This window comes from Coprococcus sp. AM14-16, assembly GCF_003434675.1.
In the GTDB taxonomy this organism is placed as follows: domain Bacteria; phylum Bacillota; class Clostridia; order Lachnospirales; family Lachnospiraceae; genus Coprococcus; species Coprococcus aceti.
Genome location: NZ_QTLL01000002.1, coordinates 362,384 through 387,572, shown reverse-complemented (window position 1 = coordinate 387,572; position 25,189 = coordinate 362,384). Strand labels below are relative to the sequence as shown.

The following is a 25,189-nucleotide window of genomic DNA, read 5'->3' as shown; positions in this document are numbered from 1 at the left end:
TAGATGACGAACATGGATGAACAGAATAGAGTAGAAGATATTGACAGAGTTGATGGCGGGTCGACTTCTGAGCAGAAAAAGGCTATGATGGCTGAGAATAGTCAGGCACAGAATGGTCAGGGTGTGCAGTCAGTTCAAGCACCATATAGTCAGGTAGCACAGCCAGCTCAGTCACTGTATCAGCATATGCCACAGTATGGCCAGCCGGTGCAGCAGTCATACCAGCCACAGTCGCAGTACGGTCAGCCAGCCCAGCAGCCATATCAGCCACAGTCACAGTATAGCCAGGGAGCACAGCCAGTCCAGCAGCCATATCAGCCACAGTCACAGTATAGCCAGGGAGCACAGCCAATGCAGACACCATACCAGCAGATGCCGCAGTATGGTCAGCCAACCCAGCAGCCATACCAGCCACAGTCGCAGTACGGCCATCCGGTACAGCCAACGCCATACAACAACCCTATGGGATATATGGGATATGAGAACAGGCAGAACATACCTGATGATGTGAAGAAGGGATCCACACATGTACCTAATATGTTAAACCTGATCGGCATTATCATGGCTGTTGTATCAGTATTTATTCCTTATGCTTATATGGGGACAGATGCCAGAAGCATAGTTGGAGTGTTTGGGATAAATGTACTGTCAATGCTTGTTGTGGCGGTAGTTATTATAGCAGACGTGATCTGTGCATTTATCAACAAGGCAGGCTGTTATATAGCAGACCTTGTTATATCTATAGTTGTTGGCGGAATATTGATATTTGAATTTGTTCTGTCATTGATAGATCTTGGAAAGCTAGATGCAGCGGCAAATGCAAGACTCGGAGTCGGTGCATGGATCAGCGTGGCAGCGGCACTTTTCATGCTGATATCAGTTCCTATATGGTGGACAATCAGCAGGAAGAAGGATAAGGCAGAGAAGCAAGATTAGAATTTAGAAATTTATATTAGTGAAGATAAAAAATAATATAAAAGAAAAATAAGTAAGAATAAGAACCCCATCATGGCTTGTACAAGCTGTGATGGGGTTCCTTTAAGTTTACGCGAGCGATACTTGTCCGAAAGTTGTCGAACAGTTTATCGTTACATTTGTTAATTGTTCTGTTAAAGAATTAGTCGTTAGCCTTACCAACTGATCCGAAGAGTTCCATCTTCTCCTTAACAGTAGCCTTGATAGCCTCGAAACCAGGAGCGAGAAGCTTTCTAGGATCAAATCCCTTGCCCTCAAGATCCTTACCAGCCTCGATGTACTTTCTTGTAGCATCTGCGAATGATAACTGGCACTCTGTGTTAACGTTGATCTTTGAAACGCCAAGTGAAATAGCCTTCTTGATCATGTCAGCTGGGATACCTGTACCACCGTGAAGAACTAATGGCATAACGCCTGTCTTCTGCTGGATAGCATCAAGGGTCTCAAAGCTAAGTCCCTTCCAGTTAGCTGGGTACTTACCATGGATGTTACCGATACCAGCAGCAAGCATATCAACGCCGAGATCAGCGATAGTCTTGCACTCCGCTGGATCAGCGCACTCGCCCATACCAATAACTCCGTCTTCCTCACCACCGATAGAACCAACCTCACACTCGATTGAGAGGCCAAGCTGATGAGCTACGTTAACGAGCTCTGTTGACTTAGCAAGGTTCTCCTCGAATGGATAGTGTGAACCATCGAACATGATTGAAGTAAATCCAGCCTTAACACACTTGTAGCATCCTTCGTATGTTCCGTGATCAAGGTGAAGAGCTACAGGAACTGTGATTCCAAGTGACTCATCCATAGCCTTAACCATTGCTGCAACTGTCTCAAATCCTGTCATATACTTTCCAGCGCCCTCTGAAACACCAAGGATAACAGGTGACTGAAGCTCCTGAGCTGTGAGGAGAACAGCCTTTGTCCACTCAAGGTTGTTGATGTTGAACTGACCTACTGCGTAGTGACCAGCCTTAGCTTTCTTTAACATTTCTGTTGCTGAAACTAACATTTGTAAAATCCTCCGTAAAATTATATTTGGATACAATGTACCCACTTACGCTGATTATACCCCATATAATAAGAAAATAAAAGAATTTTTAGCCAAAAGTTCAACATATAGTTAGTTTGAACTTATCGATAGAAATGAAAAAAATAAAACATTTATAAAGAATAGTCCGCCTTAATTGCATTGAAAAAAATTAAATGCTATGATTTGCCAGTAATAATGACAAATATATAAAAGTGTAATGCATATAGAACATAATACGTTATGTGTATGCACACAGACGTGGCGCAAAGTACCTTACTATGCTTTTGCACAATATAATCTTAAAAAGGGAGGACGTAATGCTTCAGCTTAAGAATATCGTGAAGGATTATCACACTGGTGATGAAGTTGTTCAGGCACTTAAGGGTGTATCTGTGAACTTTAGGAGAAATGAGTTCGTGTCCATACTTGGCCAGTCGGGTTGTGGAAAGACAACGCTTCTGAACATAGTGGGCGGACTGGATCAGTACACCAGTGGAGATCTGGTTATCAATGGCAAGTCGACAAAGGATTTCAAGTCAAGAGACTGGGATTCATATAGAAACAATTCAGTCGGATTTGTATTCCAGAGCTACAATCTGATACCGCATCAGTCGGTACTGTCAAATGTAGAGCTTGCGCTTACTTTGTCTGGAGTATCAAAGGCAGAGAGAAGAAAGAGAGCGAAGGAGGTTTTGGAGAGGGTTGGTCTGGGAAATCAGATTCACAAGAAACCAAACCAGATGTCCGGTGGACAGATGCAGAGAGTTGCCATCGCCAGAGCACTCATAAACGATCCGGATATTCTGTTGGCGGATGAGCCAACGGGTGCACTTGACACAGAGACAAGTGTTCAGATCATGGAACTGCTCAAGGAGATAGCCAAGGACAAGCTGGTTATTATGGTCACGCACAACCCGGAGTTGGCACAGCAGTATTCAACAAGAATCGTAAAGCTCCTCGATGGAAATATAATAGATGACTCCAATCCATTCTCAGATGAGGATGAAGCAAAGGAGGATGACGGAAGTTATGAACCTAGAAAGACATCAATGAGTATGTTCACAGCGTTCTCGCTGAGTCTGAACAACCTCATGACCAAGAAAGGAAGGACATTCTTAACAGCATTTGCCGGAAGTATAGGAATCATAGGAATAGCACTTATATTGTCGCTATCGTCTGGATTCCAGAAGTACATAAACGATGTACAGGAGGAGACACTTGCCACATATCCAGTGCAGATAACGAAGAAAGCGATGGATTACAATGAGCTGCTCTCAAAGATGGTAGGTAACAACGAGGAGAATTCAGATCACAATCACGCTGGCGAGGACAAGATATATTCGGGAGATATCATGGGAGACATGCTCGTGTCCATGGTGTCAGATGTGAAGGAGAACGACCTTGAGTCATTTAAGAATTATATAGAAGACGATGCAAACGGCTTCACCAAGTATACAAGTGATATAACATACACATATGATACACCATTATATGTGTTTAACGAGAACAGTGCAAATGGCGGTGTTGCCCAGGTAAATCCAAGCACCACAATGGCAGATATGGGATTTGGAGGTATGGCGGAGGCACAGGAGTCAACGGCAGATTTCATGTCGGCGTTTAGTTACGGCTCATCATCAATGGACATGTGGACACAGATGCTTGACAATGACACTCTGCTTAAGCAGCAGTACGATGTACTGGCAGGACACTGGCCTGAGAACAAGAACGAGGTTGTACTTGTCGTCGACAAGAACAATGAGATAAGTGATTTTACACTGTATACTCTTGGACTTAGGGATTCAAAGGAACTGAGCGATATGGTTTCAACCATACTTGCTGGCGGAGAGGCACCGGAGCTTGAGCAGATGGTGTTTACATACGATGACCTTCTTAATCTCAAGTTTAAGGTTGTGCTTCCGGGCAATCTGTACAAGAAGAATGATGATGGAACATACACAGATATGAGTTCTGATGCTGATTTTCTGAAGTCTGCAGTGGCTGGGGGCCTTGAAGTAAAGGTGTCGGCAGTAATCAGGGCTTCGGATAAAGCGTATGCAACTACCATGCAGCCGGGATATATAGGTTACACATCGGAGCTTGCCAATTACATAGTTTCAGAGAACGAGAAGACAGATGTACTCAAGGCTCAGATGGATAATCCTGATACTGACATATTTACAGGAATGCCATTTTCAGATGGCAAGGAACTGACAGCGGATGATGTGGATATGGATTCTGTTATGCAGCAGCTTATGGCTTCAGGTCAGGTTACTGAGGACATGCAGGCACAGATGACGTCCATGACCAAGGATCAGCTCTTCGATATGCTCAAGGGTTACGGTTTCTTCCAGGAGTCAACATCTACTTATGAGGATAACATGTCAAAGCTTGGATATGCAGAGCTTGCAAAGCCGGCTTCCATCAACCTCTACTGTGCAGAATTTGCGGATAAGGACGAGATAACAAAGCTCATAGACAAGTACAATGCGGATTATCCTGACAAGGAGATCACATACACTGATTATATTGGAATCATGCTGTCATCGGTGACCAAGATCATCAACGCGATAACCTATGTACTCATTGCATTTGTGGCTATATCATTGATAGTTTCATCCATCATGATCGGAATAATCACATATATCTCAGTTCTTGAGAGAACAAAGGAGATTGGTATTCTGCGAAGCATAGGAGCTTCAAAGAAGGATATCTCAAGAGTGTTCAATGCGGAGACATTTATCATAGGTCTCTTCTCAGGACTCATAGGAATCGGCGTGACGGTGCTGATCAATATACCGATCAGTAAGGTGATAGAGAGTTATATCAACGTTGCCGGTGTATCGGCGCTTCCTTGGAAGGGTGGAGTGATGCTGGTAATCATCAGCGTTATACTGACATTGATCGGAGGACTTATCCCATCGAGACTTGCAGCTAAGAAGGATCCTGTTATAGCGCTCAGAAGTGAGTAATTATAAATTATCTGAATACAAAAAGAAAAGGCTGCCATCTCTGGCAGTCTCTTCTTTTTGTATTAAAAGGGAGTGACTGCAACTACATTATGTGAGGGGAGGGTGTTGCAGTCGTTTATGAAAAAGGGGATTGTAAACAACTCGCTTACGCTCTCGCTGTTTACAGTTAATAATATACCGAGAAAATGTGTTCTAATTTTGGAGAAGTTGTGTAGAAAATGTGTTTTTCGGGTAAAAATATGAAGATGCTGTAAGAAATTTAAAGGATATGAAAACAGCATAAGGCAGACACGGCTAGAAATTAGAAAGGTAAGTAAAGGTATGAGACAAAATGTGTATTGTCTTGTTTATTTTTGCTGATCATATAATGTATAATGGTAGAAATGTATTTAGGAGGATAAACAGATGGCAGGAAGTCATATAGCAATACCAACCATTCTTAAGATCGGAAAGGGAACCCTGAATGATCTGGGCAAATATATAAGTGCTTCCGGGATGAAGAATGCTGTTATTTATTTTGGAAATGGACTCATAGACATGTTTGGACAGCAGGTCATGGATTCTCTGAAGAAAGAAAATGTGACAGTTGTGGAGTACAGAGAGCTGGATTCCACCAATATAGAGGATATAATCAAGCTGGCATTTGATATAGATGCGAAGGCCCAGGTGATCGTGGGTATCGGCGGAGGAAAGGTTATTGATGTGGCAAAGTATGCGGCATATCTCAGAAAGCTTCCTTTTATAAGTATTCCGACATCGGCATCATCGGATGGTTTCTCAAGCGCCAGCGCATCACTTATGGTAAATGGACGGCGTACATCGGTGCCTGCAAGGATGGCATACGGAATCATAGCGGATACGGAGATCATTAAGTCTGCACCGGAGAGATTCCTTTACTCAGGAATCGGCGACATGGTATCCAAGATCACATCTCTCTATGACTGGCTTTTCGAGTCAGACCTTGGATATTCAGAGATGAATGATTTCGCGGTTATGATCGCGAAGAAGGCAGTGAACAGTTTCGTCAGAACACCATTTGAGACGATCAAGGATGATCTCTTCCTGAAGGAGCTTCTCGATTCCCTTGCCATGAGCGGTGTTGCTAATGAGATTGCAGGCGGAAGCACACCGACATCCGGAAGCGAACACCTGATTTCACATGCACTTGACAAGATGCTTGAACAGCCACAGCTTCATGGAATCCAGGTGGGAATTGCCACATATATCATGGCGGTCGTTCAGGATCACAGATATGTCAGGGTAAATGCTATATTTGAGAAGACCGGTTTCTGGGATTATGTAGCTACACTTGATCTCAAGAGAGAAGATTTCGCAAAGGCGATAGACATGGCACCACAGATAAAGCCTCACAGACACACATACCTTCATGAGGAGAAGTACAGAGAACTTGCCAAGAAGGTTCTGTATGGGGACGAGGTTCTTAAGAGAGTATTCGACTAAGAAAAAAGGTGTGAAGAATGGTACTGCAAGGTGGAAAAACAGTGTATCGTGTAAAACAATGAACAGTATGTGGATGCCAGCCGTGGGGGGCATTGTCAGGAGAGTATTATATGGAAGAAAACAATTTCGGCTATGGCTTTGAACATGATGACTATGGGAGATTTGAGCAGGATATTGACCAGGACACAGCATATGTGATCAGACCTGAGCAGATGGGCGGTGGAGCTTCCCCGCAGCCACAGATAAAGAGGACGATCCCTATAGTTACGATTGCATTGATAGTGGCAAATGTCATAGCTGGCATCATGTGCATCGGTGTGGACAATTACTCCAGAACCGGTGGACTCAACTATCAGTACGTGAAGCTGAATGGCGAGTATGGACGACTTATATCGGCGATGTTCCTGCATTCTGGCTTTGATCATCTCTTTGGCAATATGTTTGCACTATATATGTTTGGCTCCACGGTGGAGAGAAAACTTGGCTCCCTGAGGACGACTATCATATACTTTGTATCAGGAATTGTTGCCGGGATCATATCCATGAATGTGTATCATATGACTGATCCTGACAGAATGCATTTCTCTATAGGAGCATCAGGGGCGGTGTTCGGAATCATATGTGCTGCTGTGTTCCTGACATTCATGGGCAACAGGAAAGCAAGCAGAAAAGATATGATGATATCCATAGTTGTTGTGGTCATATATGCTCTGTATACAAATGAGAAGAATATAGATATCTATGCGCATGTGGGTGGTGCGATCGTGGGAGGAATCCTTGCATTTGTACTGAATATCAAGCGGTGGGAGAAGTTTAGGGAGAACAAATTCTGCAAGCTTTTGGCAGTCATACTCACATTGTCCATGTGCGTGACAGGTATCGGTGAGGCGGGGATCGGCAAAGATGCAGCCGATATTCCGGATAAGAGGATAGATTATATAAAGGAACAGAAGATATTCCCGGATGGAGACACAACCTATGGGGATGGTCTGGATGCCTATTGCAGCGATGAACACTGGCAGGCATTTGTCGCGACGGACGGAAGTCAGATAGTGCAGTTTGAAGGGAATGCCACATATAAGGGGCAGCAGGTGACGGTCACAGTCCAGTTTCAGATAGAGGGTGACTGCGAGGGCTATCAGCCGGGATATGTCGGGCTGAATGATGTGGGACAGAACAGTGAGAGTGCCACGGAATTCATGTTGACAGTGTGTGGAAGATCGATAAATGAGCTGAAGTACGGAAGATAAATATCGTTGTGTGAACAAATGTGTCATGGTATACTAAATCTGTGTGTCCATATGCGGATAGAGAAGATATGTGTCTCAGAATATGGGCAGATATATCAGGAAAAGTATATGGTATAAGATCTATTATAATCAGGAAAGTACAGAGATAGAGAAAACATGGCACTCAAATACGTGATGATAAATGACATAATTGAAGAACATAATGCAAGAATGCAGAATCTGAGGAAATATTACCCGTTTTTTGTTCTGGCTGAGACCACATTTGCGCAGTATAAGGAAGGTCGTTATGCACAGCTGGACATGGGTTATATAACCATGGCGATTCTGCGTTTTTTTATTCAGGAGAACAGCTTCAATGAGCGTGAAGTGTCATACGATGAATATGAGGAATTCATGGGGCAGCTCCTTGACCGTGATTTCGATGTGGAGATTGCGGGAGATGACAGGGCTGACCTGATAATGTATATATTTGACAAGATCAAGAACGACGGAAGAGCATTTGAATTCACGTTCTATGATCCGGGAAAGAAGCAGCGCAAGACGGGACGAGTGAAGCTGATAGACAGCCATATAGTGGATGGCAAGGTCCTGTATTTCATCACTGCGGATGGAATCGAATTCTATCTGGACACCAAGGAGATCAAGGACGAGAGCAAGATCAACGTGCAGCAGCTTCTTCTGGAAAAGATGATCGTTGGAGAGAACTTCCGTGGCGGTATCGAGGTCGTGCGCAGGATCAATAGCGAGGTGAACAGGCTGATCCGCGAGAAGGATGAGATAGTAAATCTTCTGTCCATCGACGTGTTCAAGGGCGCGGAGGAGTACGAGAATTATATGAAGACCGTCGGCAAATGGTTCGCTGACGAGCAGAAGCTCTTTGCCAAGAACAAAGCTCTGGTGGACAAAGCGATCACTAAGGCGAGCTATGATAATATGGGCAAGGGCAACCTGAAAGCTATGGAGGAGATAAGCCAGCTTGAGCTTGAACTCAAGAGGACCATCATCAAGCACGGAAGTCTGATAAGCAACACAATGGAGCTGCAGAACATATCGGACAATATTATACACAAGGCAAAGCTTCAGAAGCTGAGACCTGCATTTGACTTTGCGGGACAGCTTCAGAGCATCATAAAAGTTGACAGACCGGATAAGATGCTCACTATACTTGCGCCTCTCTTTGCTCCGAGGATCGTGAAAACGTTCAGCATGACATCCATAGATCACATGCTCACGCTGAAGTCCGAGGACAATGCGAAGACCACAAAGGTGAAGAAGGAGCAGCTTGATCCGAACTTCCGTTACGAAGATGAACTGCTCGATGAACAGATAAGTGCCAACTTCACAAAGCTGTTCCACGAACTTCTTGACCAGCTGAACAAATGGGGACACCTGAGTCTCAAGGAATTCAATGGAATACTTGAAGTTAAGTTTGGAAAAGAAATCTACGACAACAAAGATTACTATTCCTTCCTCACACACCTGGCACAGAAGGACAGGTACAGTGTGGATGAGATACTGGCAAAGCCGGACACTATGCTGGAGGGAATGCTGGTAGATCACATAGAGAGAATAAAAACTGGCAAAGGTATTGCTATTTTGCAGAATCAGACCGATGGTGATATGGGGCATGGCGGTTCTGGTCTCTCCCGTGAGATGTATGCACCGGAACTCACACTGGATGCGTTCAGAGGCATGACATTTACACTGGAATTCCATCCAGACGAAGAGATACAGATTGGCGAGGACATGTACGTTACGGGAATTCAGTTTAACAAAACCAGCTGAGAGTGATTGTACGGAGAATAGGAGAAAAAGATGGAAAGTAAGAATCTGGACAAGGCGATAGAGATATATTCCAAGTTAATATCAGGTGAGGAGATCTGCAAGAAGCATCCCGACAACGGCCCGCTGTACGATGAATTCTACGGCAATGCCGAGGTGTACGACATCGTCATGAATATGATGAAGAAGATGAACCTGTCACTGTACGAGTACAATGACAGCTTGTATATAACAGCCGGAGAGGGCAACAGGGTATTTGGCTATACGAATGACGACATGAAGAAGCTTCTGGGACTTCGTCTGAACAAGGAGCTCTATCTGTGTTACTTCATTATGTATATGACACTTCTCTATTTTTACAAGGATTCATCCAGCTATCAGTTCAGGGAGTATGTGAAGTCAGAGAACATTATAGATGAGACAAGCAAATATCTTGCGGACATAACGAAGAAGCTTGATGTTCTGTCAACTGATGAGGTGGAGCAGGACAGCTTCAAGGCGATAGCGCTTCTGTGGGATGAGCTCCCGGCGGTGACGGGCAATCAGGAGGGCGACAGCGCCAGGGCGTCCAAGGCATCCCGGGCGGGTTATGTGAAGCTGGTGTTCAACTTCATGTTGGCCCAGCGGTTATTTGTGGAGAATGCGGACAGGTACTATCCGACAGACAGGATGAAGGCTTTGTCGGAGAACTATTTTGAGGAATACAGAGGACGGCTGTATCAGCTGCTTGGAGGTGAAGAAGAGGATGCCTAGTATCAACAGGATAAGGGTCAACAATGTAAAATATAACTTTGGTACACAGCAGTATGATGACTTCACCATGAGAATGTATGGCAAGAACACGCTGTATGATCTGGCAAATGGAGGAGGAAAGAGTATTCTCATGCTTCTGCTCCTTCAGAACCTGATACCGAACTGTACTCTGGATGAGAAGCAGCCTGTGGAGAAGCTTTTCCGTGCGGGCGGCGGCAACACAGTCATCCATTCGCTGATCGAGTGGAAGCTTGACGAGGCGGATATAAAGGATGGCTACAGATACATGACCACCGGATTCTGTGCCAGAAAGGCGAAGGATGCTGCGGATGCCGGGGAGGTACAGAAGGACACTGCATCCATAGAGTATTTTAATTACTGCATTTTCTACAGGGAATATAACAAGAATGACATAGTGAACCTTCCTTTGTCGGAGGGTAATGAGAGGATCACATTCAACGGTTTAAAGACATATCTCAAGGATCTCGGACACAGGGATATGAGTCTGGAGGTCAGGGTATTTGACAAGAAGGGCGAGTACCAGAGATTTATAAGCGGCTATGGTCTCCACGAGAGCCACTGGGAAATCATACGTGGAATCAACAAGACAGAGGGGCACGTAAGAACGTATTTTGAGACAAATTACAGGACCACAAGGAAGGTAGTGGAGGATCTGCTTATAGAGGAGATCATAGAGAAGGCATTTGCCACAAAGACAGGACGAAACGGTGAGGAAGACACCATGGCAGAGACTCTTCTCGACATCAAGGACAAGCTGAACGTTCTGGCACAGAGAAAGCGTGACATAGCCAACTATGACCACCAGATAGAATTGATAAATGTGCTCGAGGGCAAGGTGAACTCATGCATAGATCTCTACGAGGACAACGACAGGATATGTAAGGGCCTGGCCGATGTGTATGCCACAGGAAGGGCGTGTACACAGGAGGGCGACACCCATATGGAGGAGCTGGCGAAGGCAAAGGCTGACGCCGGGGAGCAGATGGAACAGCAGAACAAGCGTCTGGCAAATCTCAGGGTCACCAGGGATTATCTGCGCCTTGAGGACATGAACCGCAAGATGAATGACACTGTCACGCAGATAGAGGACAATGAGAAGAAGCTTGCGGAGCTGAAAAACCAGATCGGCTACAAGGAGAGTGTAAATGACTACCTTGTATACAGGGAGAACAAGCGACAGTACGAAGAGAGCAGACTGATAGTCGACAATATAAGAAACAACATCGGATCATCCAGTGAGAAGATGGCGGTGTATGCGTACAACAGACGCATCCGTGATGAGAAGAAGCTTGCAGAGCTCATGGCGGCAAGGGAAGAGGCCCAGACCAGCTATGATCACGCACTTGAGGAGGCGGAGTACTGCAGAAAGGTCATGAGGGAGGGCGAGATCGCCCAGGCGGTGGCGGAGAATAATATCGCTGATGCCACAGCCAAGATTGATGAGATAAGTGCCCGCATAAGTGAGCTGGCTGCATCGGTCAACCTGCTCGTAGTGGGTGATGTGAAGGATATGATGAACAAGGCTCAGGAGGAGTCTGACAGGATACTTGCTGAGATGACAGAGTTGGAGATAGCCATAGCAGATGGCAGGACAAAGCTGTACGATGACAGATACAGACTGACGACTGTGCAGGCTGAGTATGATGCGCTGGAGAGAAGCTGCGAGGATGCAAGGCTTGACGCCGAGGCGTACAGGCAGTCGGGAAGCCAGCTCGACAGCATCATGGCAGTATACTCTGTGGAGAATCCACAGGATATAACAGGTGTTATAAATGACAGGATTAGGGGCACCATAACAGAGACGATCAAGCGCCAGCAGGAGATCGACAGACTGACAAAGCTTGCGAAATGCTATGAGGATGGCAGACCATTTCCGCCGTCGGAGGGTGCTGAGACTGTGATAAACTACATCTTCACCAGACATGGGCTCATGGCCATGCATGGTGCGGATTATCTGTCGGCACTCCCGGGTGATACAAAGGAGGAGCTGCTTCAGGCAAATCCATACCTGCCGTACAGTGTTGTGACAAAGGGATTTGATAGTCTGGAGGACGATATAAATCTCGGTTCGATAGACACCGGCAGCGAATGTGTAATGGTGTACGATATGGATAAGCTTTCAGACTCAGCGATAGTTCCCGCCGAGAACATGCTTATCATAGGAAGAGACAGGAAATATTTCATGTCTAAGGACTCCATAGAGGACGCCAGAAAGGCAAATGCTGATAAGATAGCAGGTCTCACGGAGGAGATCAGTCTGATAAATGAGAAGCTTGCGACTTATCAGGAGGATCTTGCATTTGTCACAAGGCTTGTGGATGCGAGATATACAGGTGCCGAGGACAGGGAGAGAGAGCTGAACCAGGCACTGCTCGATAAGAAGGATGAGCTTGAGGAGCTTAAGACATCGATCAAGGTTACAGAGACGGAGCTTAAGAATAACACCGAGAGATATGGAGACCTGCAGCAGAGTCAGCAGAAGGAATCTGACAGAAGACAGACATTTGTCATGATAGAGCAGCTGTCGGATCTTGCAAGACCGGAGGAGCAGAGACTTGCCGAGTATAAGCAGAGGAAGTCTGACCTTGTGGCAAAGCTGTCAGGACTTCAGAGCGATGTGCTGAAGTGGTCGACGACGGTTGGAGAGACTGAGTCAAAGCTTGCGGGGCTTACAAGGAATATAGAGGATATCCAGTACAAGTGGACGGAGTATTTCGAACCGTATCTGCCGAAGTCTGAGAATGCGGGAGTTGCTGAAAATACAGATGGTGCAGGCGTGGCTGCTGCGGCATGGCAGGACGGAATACCGGAGGAATACAAGGAGACTTTGGACATTTCAGATGAACGGCTTGAACAGGAATTTATGGCTATGCTGGCGGTTTCAAAGGAGCATGCGCCGGATCTTGAGGACAAGAAGAAGCTCATGGATGCGCTGAAGAAGTCAATGGACAGAATACAGAAGACCATAGAGAAGAGAGGCTTTGACATGGCGGTATTTGCCGGGGCAGGAGAGCTCTATCCGACGTCAGAGGACCATCTCAGGGAGATGGACGATGAGCTGGCAAGGCTCACACTGATAGAGGCGTCGCTGATGCAGCAGCAGAAGGCTGACCAGAAGGCGTATAGCAAGCTTGAGGGAAGCATAGAGTATGCGATAGAGAACATCAATAGAACATACGGTGATGGCAGCTATGTGCGTGAGGAGATATCTGCAGCCGATGCAGATACAGCCATAGCCAATGGAGATGCGGTGCTTGCGGATATGAACCGCATATTCAAAGAAGCTGAGAAGGCGTACAGCGATTACTATAAGCAGTATGGTTTCATGGTGGATCTGTATAAGGACGTAAAGAGGATCATCGATACCAACGATATAGATGTCTCAGGTGGAAATGTGCTTGATGAGGACATGGATACCCTCAGACAGTTATTTGAGACAAGCCTCATGAAGTACGACAGGAGCATGAAAGCCCTTGACCGCGCAAAGAATGAGATCATGAGATTCAAGGGACAGACGGCGGATACACTAGTGGAGATGGGAGTATTCGAGATGGCCAATACGATCAGGCAGGATGTGCAGGTTCCGGATACCTACAGTCAGGCAAAGGAGCTTCTGGCAAATCTTCTTCAGATCATTGAGTTCATCAAGCTGGAGAAGGAGCGTGTTGAGAAGGGCATCGAGGATATGGTTGCCATTAAGGAGAACTTCGAGAACCAGTGTGTACAGAGATGTATGGATGTGAAGACTGAGCTTGAGAAGCTTCCAAAGCTGTCACGTATCACGGTGGGCGATGATGTGATCAAGATGGTCGATCTAACTATACCTTATGTGAAGGATGAATTTGTGAAGCAAAGGATGTCTGACTATATAGATGACATAGTGAAGGGTGCGGATGCCTACGAGGATGAACGAAAGAGGATCAAGTACATCCGTGACTGTCTGGGACTCAAGAAGCTGTTCGGTGTCATGGTCACAGATATGAATGCGATCAGACTTAACCTCTACAAGAGAGAGAGGATAAAGGAACAGAGCCGTTACCTCAGATATGAGGAGGCTGTTGGAAGTACGGGACAGTCTCAGGGAATCTACATCCAGTTTCTGGTTGCTGTCATCAACTACATTGCCGGAATGTACAGTCTGGCACCTGAGGAGTCGATACAGTCCAAGACTATATTTATCGATAACCCATTTGGTGCAGCAAAAGATATATATATTTGGGAGCCTATATTTGCCATGCTGGCAGCTAATCATGTGCAGCTCATCGTACCTGCCCGTGGCGCGACACCGGCCATCACCGGACGCTTTGACGTGAACTATATCCTGGGACAGCAGATGGTGGGCGGAAAGCAGCAAACGGTAGTGGTGGACTACACCAGCAAGACGGATCAGGAGGAGCTGGAATATCAGGAACTTTCCTATGAACAGGCGACCTTCGACTTCATCTAGGGGGGCTGTGGAATGGCTTGACCGGTTTCATATTCCCCTGATAGGCAATATGAAACCATCAAGCCATAATTCAGGTTACGGGTTTTGCAGATATATGTTGTTGAATTACTTTAAATATTAGCTTGGGAGGAACTATAGATGGATTGGAACAGGAAACAGCTTAGAAAGGGAGCGTGGAACACGGTATTTAAACGTGGACTTATGGCTTGGATGGCTATGGTCGCTGTGTGTTTTGTATTCTCTTATCTTGGGGTAGATGATTCTTCACAGACAAAGTTCGTGAAGGGTATAGATCAGGTGCTCGGGCAGGAGACAGAGCATGAGGCGGACAATGTGACCATACTCAAGGAATATGTGAAGAATATGCCGATGGTTGAGCATATGTCGGAGAAAAAAGCAGAGACAGTTGCCCGGATGATAGATTCGGTGACGGTGAAACAGACTTGGATCATCAAGCTTTTAGGCGCCAATACGGCATACGTGAAGAGAAATCCCGGCGAGGTCATAGTGATGCTCCTGATATCTGCTCTTATCATGGCTGTTGTCCATTTCTTTATACAGAGTGCGGCGATAGTGGGCAAATGCCGTTATGCCATGGAGTGCAGATACAGTGACAAGGTGTCCATCAACCGAATGTTTGCACCTTTCCACAGACATTATTTACTCAGACTTATGTGGGTCATGTTCTGTTACAATGTTGTTATGACACTCTGGTGGCTCACGATAATCGGTGGTGTGTACAAGTATTATCAGTATAGGATGGTTCCATATCTCCTGGCGGAGAATCCAAGACTCAAGTGGAGAGATGCGAAGAACATGTCAAGGGAGATGACGAGAGGCTATAAGTGGAAAATGTTCCTGACGGATCTGTCATGCATCCACGTGTGGATGATCAAGGCTATACCGGTTGCAGGACTTCTGGTAGCATTACCGTTCCAGATGGAGCTTGATGTGGAGATGTACTTCTGGTTCAGACAGAATATAGGTGTGGAAAATTTTGTCGAGGAAGCATTCAATGCTGCACCATATAACAAAAAGGTTATCGAGGCTGCTTATCAGTCGGCAGGAGACGCGGGAGTTGCTGAGGTATGGACCAAGCCGGTCTATATTCTCCAGGATGTCGCGGTTGAGGTTCCTGAGGGAATGAAGGTGAAGAGTGAATACAGTCTTAGGGATTTCATTTTCTTCTTCTTTGTGTTCTGTTTTATAGGATGGCTGTGGGAGGTCTTGCTCTATATAGTTATGGATCATGTTCTTGTAAACCGCGGAACCATGTATGGACCATGGCTGCCCGTGTACGGAGTCGGTGGCGTTGCTATCATATTCCTGCTTGACCGCTTCAAGGCAGATAAAGCAAAGCTGTTTGCTATGGCGATGGTGGTATGTGGAATCATAGAATTTATAGCGAGCTGGGCACTGGATTTCTTCTTTAACTCACAGTATTGGGACTACAAGAACGAGTTCCTTAATGTAAATGGAAGAATATGTCTGGTAGGGCTTCTTGCGTTTGGCATGGGAAGTCTGTTTGGAGTGTATATAGCGGCACCGAAGCTCAGTGAATTTCTGAATTCCAAGAGCAAAAAAGTGCAGAACATTATATGTATCACATTGTCGGTATTGTTTATCATAGATCTGATATGCTGCGCCATATTCGGATTTAACAAGGGCGAAGGAGTTGGCGGCACATTATAAAGAGAAGGAACCAATATGACGAAGTCATATAAAAAGGAGGAACCAATATGACGGATATACAGAATGGTAAAATGATTGATCCGGGGAAACAGTCCTGGAATATAAAGGCAGGAGTATTCAGCTCCTGTATGCTGCATATCATTGCGATGGCATGCATGCTCAGTGATCACATGTGGGCAACGTTGTTTCCGTATGTGGATATACTTACGTGCATAGGAAGAATAGCATTTCCGATATTTGCGTTCATGATAGTTGAGGGATTTTACCATACCAGTAATTTCCGCAGATATCTGTGCAGAATGCTGATATTTGCGGTGATATCTGAAGTTCCATTTGATCTTGTGTCCGGAGACAGTGTCCTGTATCTGTTTCATCAGAATGTACTTTGGACATTTCTCATAGGATTACTGCTGATAGCATTGATAGACAAGGTAAGGAAAACGGGCAAGGTATGGCTGTGGATCCCGGTTGCGGTTGTTGTGACACTTGTGGGATATGTGATAGGAACGATCACCATGGTTGATTTCTATGGAGCGGGAGTTGTCATGGTTATAATGTTCTATCTGTTCCGGGGCAAGGAACCATGGAAATTGATAGCACAGCTCGTGTGTATGTATTATATCAATGCACAGCTGCTTAGTGGATATTGTTATACGTTTAGTATAGCGGGACATAGCTTTGAATTCCCGCAGCAGGCGTTTGCGCTAATCGCATTGCCGGTGATATGGCTATACAATGGAAAATTGGGATACCATAAGAAGTGGTTTAAATACTTCTGTTATGCATTTTATCCGGGACACTTGCTTGTATTGTACATAATCTGGCAGATGGTGATGTAGACATTGTATGAGCAGAGAATCGGTGGTTTTTGCAGATATTGGGGAAAAGGAGAAATAAGATGAATGCAGCTCATAAGATAGTGGTTTTGGTTGGCAGTATATTCCTTGCTGTCGGTGTTTTCGTGGGAATTATATTTGCAATTGTGGCGGAGCCTGGCAAATTCCCCCTGGCTATGCTGAGCCTTCCGGGAAGTTTCTTACTGATCGGTGGGGGAATGGACATAGTGGTGGCGATATTGGTTCACAACAAGAAGATGATAGTGAAAAAGGGCGTGAGGTATCCTGCAAAGATATATGGATACACGGAGAATACTTCTGTCAGGGTGAACAATACATATATGATGGACACAATCGTGCATTATTTTGACAGCTACCATGTTGAGCGGGAGGCTATAATACCAACGGGATTCACAAGGGGTGCCGGCATGTACCCGATAGGTCTGACGATAGATATATTTGAGTACAACGGCAAATACGGCTATGATCCGGATTCAGTAAGGGATGAGAGGCTTCCTGGTGAGGAAGAGCTCATGGACGACAAGCCGGTGGCACCGGATAAGCTGAGACTTGTGGCGGTCAGATGCCCGAATTGTGGTTCGAGTTTCCGTGCAGCGACTGGATATTCCAGCAAATGTCCTTATTGTGGAAATTACTTGAATGTGAATATGTAAGCCTGAAAAAGAGCGTGGGTGAGTCGAACCCACGCTCTTTTTTGCTTGCGTGGATTATTGTACATGACCATGTTTTAGCATGAATTGCTCATCGCCATAAATGTGCAGTGATGCGAGAGGCATGTGCTATGTGAGGAAGGCAGCTTGCTTTTATGACTATGCGCAAAACAGATGGAAAACAACCAAAAGATAAAAACAAGCTGTTATAGGAAGTGCCACTAAAACGCCGCTAAGCCACCGTATAGAATATGTCATCACAGACCATCCCGCCCTCCAAACTTGCCGGTGACAGGTGAAAATTGCCCAGTAAAGCAAGCTAAACCATCACTATTAAGTCAAAAATATCCTAATATATAACCATTAAACAACCGCTATTGTTAAAAATATCTATAAAAATTTCAATAAATCGCAAAATTTTGCTAATTAATCCAAAAATATTCTATTCTTTCAAAACCCCTGTCAAATTATAATGAATACAGTCAATGAGGCAAGACGAAAAAATAAAACACACAAAGCCAAAACACAGGAGGGAACGTAATATGAGAAAAAGAAGAATTTTAGCTGTAGCAGCAGCTGCAACACTTGCATTATCAATGGTAGGATGTGGATCAGGCGGAAGCTCAAGTGGCGGAAGTTCAAGCAGCGGAGTAGCAAACAAGGACAAGCCACTTTGCTGGTTCAACCGTCAGCCATCCAACAGCTCAACAGGAGAGCTTGACAAGGATGCCCTTAGCTACAACAAGGACACATATTATGTAGGATTTGATGCTAATCAGGGTGCTGAGCTTCAGGGACAGATGGTTCTTGATTACATCAAGGCAAACGCAGCAACGATCGATCGTAACGGTGATGGAGTCATCGGATATGTACTTGCAATCGGTGATATCGGACACAATGATTCAATCGCGCGTACAAGAGGTGTTCGTTCAGCACTTGGCACAGGAGTTGATGCAAGCGGAGCAGTTGATTCAACACCAGCCGGAACAAACGTAGATGGTAAGGCAACAGTAGTACAGGATGCTAAGCTTGATGTAGATGGCAAGACATATACGATCAGAGAGCTTGCATCACAGGAGATGAAGAACTCAGCAGGAGCTACATGGGATGCAGCTACAGCTGGTAATGCAATAGGAACATGGACAGCTTCATTTGGTGATCAGATCGATGTAGTTGTTTCAAATAACGATGGTATGGGAATGTCAATGTTCAATGCCTGGGCAAAGGACGCAAAGGTTCCTACATTTGGATACGATGCTAACAGCGATGCAGTTGCAGCAATTGCAGAGGGCTACGGCGGAACAATTTCACAGCATGCAGATGTTCAGGCTTACCTGACACTGAGAGTTCTCCGTAACGCACTTGATGGTGTAGATGTTGATACTGGTATCGGTACAGCAGACGAGGCTGGAAACCAGCTTGAGGAAGGTGTTGACTACAGATACAGCGCAGACGAGAGATCATACTACGCACTGAATGTGGCAGTAACAGCAGACAACTATCAGGATTTCACAGATTCAACAAAGGTTTATGACAAGGTTTCAAAGCAGCTTGACTCAAGCAAGAGCCCAAGCAAGAAGGTATGGCTTGATATCTACAACGCTTCAGATAACTTCCTGAGCTCAACATACCAGCCACTTCTTCAGAACTACGATGACCTTCTTAACCTGAATGTAGATTACATCGGTGGTGATGGACAGACAGAGTCTAACATCACAAACCGTCTTGGTAACCCAGGCGAGTATGATGCATTTGCAATCAACATGGTTAAGACAGACAATGCAGCATCATACACATCAATTCTCTCTAAGTAATATAAGTTACCTGGATGATTGATCAATAGGAAATGATTTAACTCAGAGGGGTGTCAGACTAAACATTTGATACCCTTCTTTTACTAAGAGCATGTATCAAGTTTTCTATGAAAACTTGATATGTAGCATCAGTCCTCGCCGAAGGCGACTATTAATGGGCTGATGTTCAATGAAAGGAAGTAGAGATATGGCAGAAGATAAGAATAAATACATCTTATCGATTCAAGGCATGAGCAAATCATTCGGCAGAAACAAGGTCCTTAACCATATTAATTTGAATGTTAAACCTGGTTCGATCATGGGACTTATGGGTGAGAATGGTGCCGGTAAATCGACAATGATGAAGTGTCTCTTCGGAACCTATCAGAAGGACGAAGGCACAATAATATTAGATGGAAAAGAAGTAAATTTTTCTGGCCCTAAGGATGCACTCGAGAATGGAGTTGCGATGGTTCATCAGGAATTAAATCAGTGTCTTGAGAGAAGCGTTGTTGACAACCTGTTCCTTGGACGTTATCCAAAGAACTCTCTTGGAGTCATCGATGAGGGCCGTATGAAGAAGGAAGCTTCAGACTTGTTCAGAAAGCTGGGTATAACGGTCAATCTTACACAGCCGATGAAGAGAATGTCAGTTTCCCAGAGACAGATGTGTGAGATCGCAAAGGCTATCTCGTACAATTCCAAGGTAATCGTACTTGATGAGCCTACATCATCGCTGACAGCACCTGAGGTTGCAAAGCTTTTCAAGATGATGAGACAGCTCAAGGAGCAGGGAATTTCCCTGATCTACATCTCACATAAGATGGATGAGATATTCGAGATCTGTGATCAGATATCAGTTCTCCGAGACGGTAGTCTGGTCATGACAAAGGACAGCAAGGACACCAACATGAACGAGCTTATATCAGCCATGGTTGGTCGTTCACTTGATAACAGATTCCCGCCGGTCGACAATACGCCGGGTGAGACGATCCTCTCAGTGCAGGGACTCTCCACAAAGTATGCACCGAAGCTCCAGAACATCACATTTGATGTGAAGAAGGGTGAGATATTCGGTCTATATGGTCTGGTTGGTGCAGGCCGTACAGAGCTCCTGGAAACAATTTTTGGTATTCGTACAAGAGCAGCAGGAAATGTAATGTATGGTGGCAAGATCATGAACTTCACTGGTCCAAAGGATGCTATGGATCACGGATTTGCCCTTATCACTGAGGAGAGAAAGGCAAATGGCCTTTTCCTCAAGGCAGATATCACCTTCAATACCACCATTGCAAATATGAACCACTACAAGAGCGGCGTGGCACTGTCACATGACAGCATGGTTCGTGCCACAGCTGAGGAGATCAAGGTCATGCACACCAAGTGTATGGGACCTGACGATATGATAGCCAACCTGTCCGGTGGTAATCAGCAGAAGGTTATCTTCGGAAAATGGCTTGAGCGTTCACCAAATGTATTCATGATGGATGATCCTACAAGAGGTATCGATGTAGGAGCTAAGTATGAAATATATGAACTTATAATCAACATGGCAAAGCAGGGCAAGACTATCATAGTTGTCTCCTCTGAGATGCCGGAGATCCTGGGTATCACAAACCGTATAGGTGTTATGTCAAATGGACACCTTGCCGGAATTGTAAATACCAAGGAGACTAATCAGGAAGAATTGTTAAGACTTAGTGCTAAATATTTGTAATAGAGAGGAGCATGGATATGGCAGATAAAAATATGATCCTTTCGGCTGATGCAGAGGAAAAACTCCTCAAGCCGATTGATGAATATGTTGGAAAGATACAGGCTCAGATCGATGAACTTCGAGTTGATGGATCTGACAAGGTTCGTAGTTTGAAGAACCATATAGCTATCGCAAAGGAAGATAAGAATTTATCAAAGGATGAAAAGGATAGCATAATCGCAAAGGATAAGGCAGCTCTGGAGAAGGCAAAGGCAGTTGAGGCAGCCAACAAAGATAAGGTTGCAAAGCTCATCGCCGATGCAGAGGGATACCTTAAGGAGCACTATGACAGCGAGTACTACAGCAAGGTAGTGGCAAGCTGCGAGGCTGAGAAGGCAGCAGAAAATGAGTCCTATGAGAGAGTAAAGGCAACACTCAAGACAGAGCATGAGCAGACACTTGCAAAGCTCTCTGATTCGGAAGAGATCAAGGACGAGAAATATGTATACAAGAACAAGCTCTTTGATGCACAGATGACACATGAGTCAAGACTTCAGGAGATCAAGGACAGAAAGCATGATGCATTTTCACACAAGTATCATCTGATAGATCTTCTTAGAATGTCCAAGTACACATTCATGCAGAGCAGAGCACAGAAATTTGAGAATTACAAGTACACATTCAATACAACACAGTTCCTTTACAAGAATGGTCTGTATATAGTAATCGTGTTGATATTCATTGCACTTTGTATCATCACTCCGATTGTGAAGAACACACAGCTCCTCACAGTTACCAATATACTGAATATACTTCAGCAGGCATCACCTAGAATGTTCCTGGCACTCGGTGTTGCGGGACTTATCCTCCTGACTGGTACCGATCTTTCGATTGGACGTATGGTTGGTATGGGTATGGTTACAGCTACCATTATCATGCACAACGGTGCAAATACAGGTGGTGTGTTCGGACACATATTTGATTTCTCAAGTATGCCGGTTGTAGGAAAAGCATTATTTGCACTTGTTGCATGTATTATCCTCACAACAGTATTCTCAAGTATTGCAGGTTTCTTCATGGCGAAGTACAAGATGCATCCGTTCATCTCAACAATGGCGAACATGCTGATAATCTTCGGACTTGTAACATATGCGACAAAGGGTGTTTCATTTGGTGCTATTGATTCAGCAATACCAAATATGTTCATCCCAACAATAGGAAACTTCCCAACTATTATCATTTGGGCAATAGTTGCTGTAGTTGTAGTATGGTTCATCTGGAACAAGACTACATTTGGTAAGAATCTGTACGCTGTAGGTGGAAACCCAGAGGCAGCAGCAGTTTCAGGTATATCAGTTTTCAAGGTAACACTTGGCGCATTCATCCTTGCCGGTATCCTTTACGGATTCGGATCATGGCTTGAGTGTAACAGAATGGTTGGTTCAGGTAGTGCAGCTTATGGACAGGGCTGGGATATGGACGCCATAGCAGCCTGCGTTGTTGGTGGTGTTTCATTCACAGGTGGTATCGGTAAGATCTCCGGTGTTGTAACTGGTGTTCTTATCTTCACATCACTTACCTACTCACTTACTATTCTTGGTATTGATACAAACCTTCAGTTCATATTCGAAGGTATCATCATCCTTGCCGCTGTAACTCTTGACTGTCTCAAGTATGTACAGAAGAAGTAAGGAACAACAAATTTAACTCTCACAAAACCTTTATATAAAAAGCCGCTCGGATCGTCTACAGGATGGATTGAGCGGTTTTTTTCATAAGGAGGGGCATGCATAAAAGTGGCAGGCGCATGCAAGGAAGGCTGGCCTGTGGAGATATTTATATATTGTAAAATCTTGGGCGAGTGTTCCGCTTCCTTCGCTCTATTTTCCTGTAAGGGTTATATGGGGGGAGTTACAATTTTATCCTACAGCAGCTATTTTGTTGAAGATAGGGAAAATATTCCAGATTACGGGAGGGCAAGATGTTCAGCCGTAAACAAGCTGGATCCTCAGCTGGAAACAGGCAAGGCTTCGAGTCACGGACAGGTGAGGAAAATTCCTTGACGGTATAGATGAAGAAATAATGAAATAATAATAAAAGTACAGATATTCTCTGCGGTATTTGATATAATTACATTGCTGGAAAAGACCGGTGAACCGGGTGGCATTTGATATATAGAAAGGATTTCTGTTAGATGGATAAATACAAGGTTATCCTTGTCGATGACGAGGAAGAGGTTATAGATGTTATAGAGAGAAAGATCCACTGGGATATGCTTGGGTTTGATGTTGTGGGAAGTGCCAACAATGGTGTGAAGGCTCTTGAACTGGTGGAGAAGCTGCAGCCGGATGTGGTCATAACGGATATTAAGATGCCATATATGGACGGTCTTGAGCTGTCCAGACGACTCAACAATGATTATCAGAATATACACATCATCATATTCACAGGGTTTGATGAGTTTGAGTATGCCAAGGAGGCGGTGCACCTTGAGATAGAGGAGTACATGCTCAAGCCTATAAATGCATTAGAACTCTCGGATTGTCTGAAGAGGGTCAAGAACTCTCTGGACAAGGAGAGGGAGGAAAAGCTGAATGTAGAGAAGCTTGCAAATTATTTCAATGCATCTCTGCCTGTTCTTCAGACAAATCTGTTTGTATCACTGATAGAGGGCAGAGTGAGCGAGTCGGATTATGAGAAATTCCTTGCAGCATACCAGATCGATATGAAGGGACCGCTTTATTGCTGCGCGGTTTTTCATACATCGGAGCATCACGTTCCAGATGGAATGAACCCGCTTCTGTTGTCAATGTCAGTGGAACAGCAGATCAAGGACAGAATTGCTGATACATGGAAATGCAAGGTATTTACATACTTGGGCAACACAGTGCTCATCATCGAGATAGCCTCAGAGGATGCCATGGCAGAGCTGACGGATGCCTGCGACAGATTCTGCAGATGGGCTTACCGAGTCATGGGGGCAGTGGTGACTGCCGGTATTGGCAGAGTGTGCGACAGTCTTCTGAATATCAACAATTCATATGAGGGTGCCAGGGAAGCTGTATCATATAGGGTTTTATACGGAACCCAGAGGGCTATAAACATTGCTGAGATCGCACCGAAGGAGCAGAAGGCAGCAGTACAGTATGAAGATGCAAATATGCATGAACTTATCAAGTCAATATATCTTGGCAAAAGAGATGCCATTGAGGGTGCAGTACATGATGAGATAGAGAAACTGCACAGATCTGCACAGACCATGAACAGGTACAAGCTGACGCTCATGGAGATGGTAGGAACATTCTACAGATTCTGCGCAAATAATTTTATAGATTTTGACAATTTTTCAGGTGGAATCAGTAACCCATATGAGAAGGTTCCGGAGATGGATGAAGTTACCCTCACAGCATGGCTCATAGACACATCGATGGCGATCGGCGAGGAATTGAAAAATGCCAGAAATAACACATCCAGAAGAATGGTAACGGATGCCCAGAATATGATAGTTGACAGGTATATGGAGCCTGATCTGTCGCTGGATACGGTGTGCTCAGAGCTTGGTGTGTCCAATTCGTATTTTTCATCGGTGTTCAAGAAGGAGACAGGCAAGGCATTTATCTCGTATCTGACGGATTACAGGATGGATCACGCAGCCAATCTCATACTTGAGACAAATGAGAAGAGCTATAAGATAGCAGAGCAGGTTGGATATCAGGATGCAAATTACTTTAGCTATGTGTTCAAGAAGAGATTTGGAATGTCGCCATCAAAGTACAGAACTGAACATGCGGGGAATAAGTAGAGCAGAGA

Annotated in this window: 16 protein-coding genes; 15 read left to right on the top strand and 1 reads right to left on the bottom strand. The window is 44.8% G+C overall.

What is annotated here, in order from left to right:
* Positions 1-12 precede the first annotated feature (12 nt).
* Positions 13-936, top strand: coding sequence for a hypothetical protein (locus DW159_RS07815; protein ID WP_147323110.1), 924 nt, complete (start codon positions 13-15; stop codon positions 934-936).
* A gap of 181 nt (positions 937-1,117) precedes the next feature.
* Here the strand turns inward: DW159_RS07815 and fba are convergent, their stop codons facing one another.
* Positions 1,118-1,987, bottom strand: coding sequence for a class II fructose-1,6-bisphosphate aldolase (gene fba / locus DW159_RS07810; RefSeq protein ID WP_022058049.1), 870 nt, complete (start codon positions 1,985-1,987; stop codon positions 1,118-1,120).
* Between the two features lie 338 nt (positions 1,988-2,325).
* Here fba and DW159_RS07805 point away from each other — a divergent pair, with 338 nt between their 5' ends.
* The 14 genes from DW159_RS07805 to DW159_RS07740 all read left to right on the top strand — a co-directional run bounded on the left by DW159_RS07805 (position 2,326) and on the right by DW159_RS07740 (position 25,181).
* Entirely contained in the window at positions 2,326-4,977 is a 2,652-nt protein-coding gene (locus tag DW159_RS07805) for an ABC transporter ATP-binding protein/permease (RefSeq protein ID WP_117549899.1), read from the top strand.
* A gap of 405 nt (positions 4,978-5,382) precedes the next feature.
* Positions 5,383-6,438, top strand: a complete 1,056-nt coding sequence (locus DW159_RS07800; RefSeq protein ID WP_117549897.1) for an iron-containing alcohol dehydrogenase family protein — start codon at positions 5,383-5,385, stop codon at positions 6,436-6,438.
* Positions 6,439-6,548: 110 nt separating this feature from the next.
* The gene (locus DW159_RS07795; RefSeq protein WP_117549895.1) at positions 6,549-7,688 is read left to right on the top strand and encodes a rhomboid family intramembrane serine protease; all 1,140 of its coding nucleotides are present in this window, start codon (positions 6,549-6,551) and stop codon (positions 7,686-7,688) included.
* 156 nt (positions 7,689-7,844) lie between these two features.
* Positions 7,845-9,473 carry a hypothetical protein gene (locus DW159_RS07790; RefSeq protein WP_117549894.1) on the top strand — a complete coding sequence of 543 codons (1,629 nt, stop codon included), beginning with the start codon at positions 7,845-7,847 and terminating at the stop codon, positions 9,471-9,473.
* A gap of 30 nt (positions 9,474-9,503) precedes the next feature.
* Positions 9,504-10,223, top strand: a complete 720-nt coding sequence (locus DW159_RS07785; protein WP_117549891.1) for a DUF6063 family protein — start codon at positions 9,504-9,506, stop codon at positions 10,221-10,223.
* On the top strand, positions 10,165-14,691 hold the full coding sequence (locus DW159_RS07780; RefSeq protein WP_242992640.1) for a hypothetical protein: 4,527 nt from the start codon (positions 10,165-10,167) through the stop codon (positions 14,689-14,691). The genes DW159_RS07785 and DW159_RS07780 overlap by 59 nt, the downstream gene beginning before the upstream one ends.
* A 138-nt stretch (positions 14,692-14,829) precedes the next feature.
* Positions 14,830-16,383: a DUF975 family protein gene (locus DW159_RS07775; RefSeq protein WP_117549887.1), complete on the top strand. Its 1,554-nt coding sequence runs from the start codon at positions 14,830-14,832 to the stop codon at positions 16,381-16,383.
* Between the two features lie 47 nt (positions 16,384-16,430).
* Positions 16,431-17,222, top strand: coding sequence for a TraX family protein (locus tag DW159_RS07770; protein WP_117549885.1), 792 nt, complete (start codon positions 16,431-16,433; stop codon positions 17,220-17,222).
* Positions 17,223-17,281: 59 nt separating this feature from the next.
* Positions 17,282-17,893 (top strand): zinc-ribbon domain-containing protein, encoded by a 612-nt coding sequence (locus DW159_RS07765; protein WP_015534396.1) that lies wholly within the window; start codon positions 17,282-17,284, stop codon positions 17,891-17,893.
* Positions 17,894-18,432: 539 nt separating this feature from the next.
* On the top strand, positions 18,433-19,704 hold the full coding sequence (locus DW159_RS07760; protein ID WP_117549883.1) for a substrate-binding domain-containing protein: 1,272 nt from the start codon (positions 18,433-18,435) through the stop codon (positions 19,702-19,704).
* Positions 19,705-19,891: 187 nt separating this feature from the next.
* On the top strand, positions 19,892-21,400 hold the full coding sequence (locus DW159_RS07755) for a sugar ABC transporter ATP-binding protein (RefSeq protein ID WP_015534393.1): 1,509 nt from the start codon (positions 19,892-19,894) through the stop codon (positions 21,398-21,400).
* 17 nt (positions 21,401-21,417) lie between these two features.
* Positions 21,418-23,070, top strand: coding sequence for an ABC transporter permease subunit (locus DW159_RS07750; RefSeq protein WP_117549881.1), 1,653 nt, complete (start codon positions 21,418-21,420; stop codon positions 23,068-23,070).
* Positions 23,071-23,205: 135 nt separating this feature from the next.
* Positions 23,206-23,442 (top strand): hypothetical protein, encoded by a 237-nt coding sequence (locus DW159_RS07745; protein WP_147323109.1) that lies wholly within the window; start codon positions 23,206-23,208, stop codon positions 23,440-23,442.
* 131 nt (positions 23,443-23,573) lie between these two features.
* Positions 23,574-25,181 carry a response regulator gene (locus tag DW159_RS07740; RefSeq protein ID WP_117549877.1) on the top strand — a complete coding sequence of 536 codons (1,608 nt, stop codon included), beginning with the start codon at positions 23,574-23,576 and terminating at the stop codon, positions 25,179-25,181.
* The last annotated feature ends 8 nt before the right edge of the window (positions 25,182-25,189 follow it).

Coding starts and splice junctions, on each gene's coding strand:
- DW159_RS07815 (WP_147323110.1), top strand. CDS start 13: ATGGATGAACAGAATAGAGTAGAAGATATTGACAGAGTTGATGGCGGG.
- fba (WP_022058049.1), bottom strand. CDS start 1,987: ATGTTAGTTTCAGCAACAGAAATGTTAAAGAAAGCTAAGGCTGGTCAC.
- DW159_RS07805 (WP_117549899.1), top strand. CDS start 2,326: ATGCTTCAGCTTAAGAATATCGTGAAGGATTATCACACTGGTGATGAA.
- DW159_RS07800 (WP_117549897.1), top strand. CDS start 5,383: ATGGCAGGAAGTCATATAGCAATACCAACCATTCTTAAGATCGGAAAG.
- DW159_RS07795 (WP_117549895.1), top strand. CDS start 6,549: ATGGAAGAAAACAATTTCGGCTATGGCTTTGAACATGATGACTATGGG.
- DW159_RS07790 (WP_117549894.1), top strand. CDS start 7,845: ATGGCACTCAAATACGTGATGATAAATGACATAATTGAAGAACATAAT.
- DW159_RS07785 (WP_117549891.1), top strand. CDS start 9,504: ATGGAAAGTAAGAATCTGGACAAGGCGATAGAGATATATTCCAAGTTA.
- DW159_RS07775 (WP_117549887.1), top strand. CDS start 14,830: ATGGATTGGAACAGGAAACAGCTTAGAAAGGGAGCGTGGAACACGGTA.
- DW159_RS07770 (WP_117549885.1), top strand. CDS start 16,431: ATGACGGATATACAGAATGGTAAAATGATTGATCCGGGGAAACAGTCC.
- DW159_RS07765 (WP_015534396.1), top strand. CDS start 17,282: ATGAATGCAGCTCATAAGATAGTGGTTTTGGTTGGCAGTATATTCCTT.
- DW159_RS07760 (WP_117549883.1), top strand. CDS start 18,433: ATGAGAAAAAGAAGAATTTTAGCTGTAGCAGCAGCTGCAACACTTGCA.
- DW159_RS07755 (WP_015534393.1), top strand. CDS start 19,892: ATGGCAGAAGATAAGAATAAATACATCTTATCGATTCAAGGCATGAGC.
- DW159_RS07750 (WP_117549881.1), top strand. CDS start 21,418: ATGGCAGATAAAAATATGATCCTTTCGGCTGATGCAGAGGAAAAACTC.
- DW159_RS07740 (WP_117549877.1), top strand. CDS start 23,574: ATGGATAAATACAAGGTTATCCTTGTCGATGACGAGGAAGAGGTTATA.